The sequence below is a fragment of the Streptomyces sp. NPDC055078 genome, assembly GCF_053607985.1.
The window spans coordinates 1-1231 of record NZ_JBSGUP010001137.1; the positions used below are offsets into that span (position 1 = coordinate 1).

The 1231-nt window shown below is 72.3% G+C and carries 1 protein-coding gene; it reads right to left on the minus strand.

Features of this window, described 5'->3' with window-relative positions; all coding sequences use genetic code 11:
• Positions 1-52: 52 nt before the first annotated feature.
• The coding region (locus tag ACWF94_RS40770; RefSeq protein ID WP_453500390.1) for an acetate--CoA ligase family protein at positions 53-1231 on the minus strand (1179 nt) is incomplete at its 5' end.

Here is a 1231-nt window from a genome sequence, read left to right on the forward strand (position 1 = left end):
GCCCGGACGCCACCGCGCGTCAGCTGCGGCCGGGCGACGGTGGAATCGCAGATCACTCGCTCCGCCCGTCCGACAGGTCTCGCGGCACGATCAGGGCGTCCAGCGCGATCACTCCGTCGCCGTGGTCGAGGACGACGAGCGGATTGATGTCGAGCGACGCGATGTCCTCGCGCCATCCGACGGCCAGCTCGGAGAGCCGGACCAGCACCGTGGCGAGTGCCTCCGTGTCCGCGGGTGTGCTGCCGCGGTAGCCCTCGAGGAGCGGCCAGCAGGCCAGCTCTTTCATCATCGAGCGGGCGACGTCCGGGCCGAAGGGCGGCACACGCATCGCGGCACCGCCGTGCAGCTCTGCGGTCACGCCGCCCTGTCCCAGCACCACGACCGGTCCGATGACCGGGTCGTTGTGGATGCCGGCGAGGAGCTCGACGCCACCGGCCACCATCGGCGCGATCAGCACGCCGTCGTGTTCCGCACCCGGCGCGGCCGCAGCCGCGCGGTCGACCAGGACCTGATAGGCCCGGGACGCCGCGCCCTCGCCCTCGACGTCCAGCAGCACACCGCCGATGTCCGACTTGTGCGGGATCCGCGGCGAGGCGACCTTCATCGCGACCGGCCGACCGATCCCGGCGGCCACCGCGACCGCGGCGTTGACACTGGTCACCACCGACCCGACCGACACCGGGAGGCCCGCCGTAGCGAGGAGCCGCAGCGCGCCGTACTCACCGACGACCTCGCGCGGCATCGCCGGTACGTCGGCCGCAGGCCGCACTGCCGCAGGCGCGGCCGCGCGCAGCTCGGCCATGCGGGCGAGCGCGGCGACGACCTCGACGGCGTCCGAGGGATCCTCCACCATGACGAAGCCGTCGGCGACGAAATCGGCGCGGATCTCCGGGGTGGTCAGCATCGACAGCACGATCGTGCGGTCGGGATAGCGGTCCCGCATCGCCTTGAGCTGCGGTCGCAGCCGCTCAGTGCGGGCTCGCGACAGCCCGAGGTGACCGAGGAAGACGACCAGTGCGTCGTACCCTCCCTCGTCCATGACGATCTTGAGGAAGCTGCCGAACAGGTGCGGCTCGTTGCCCACCTGCGCCGTCACATCGATCGGGTTGGCGACCCCGGCGAAGGGCAGCAGCTCGAGCAGCTTCGCGCCAGCCGACTCCGGCATCGCGGACACGTCCAGGCTGCACTCGCTGGCCGCGTCGGCCATCAGGATGCCGACGCCGCCCGAGCC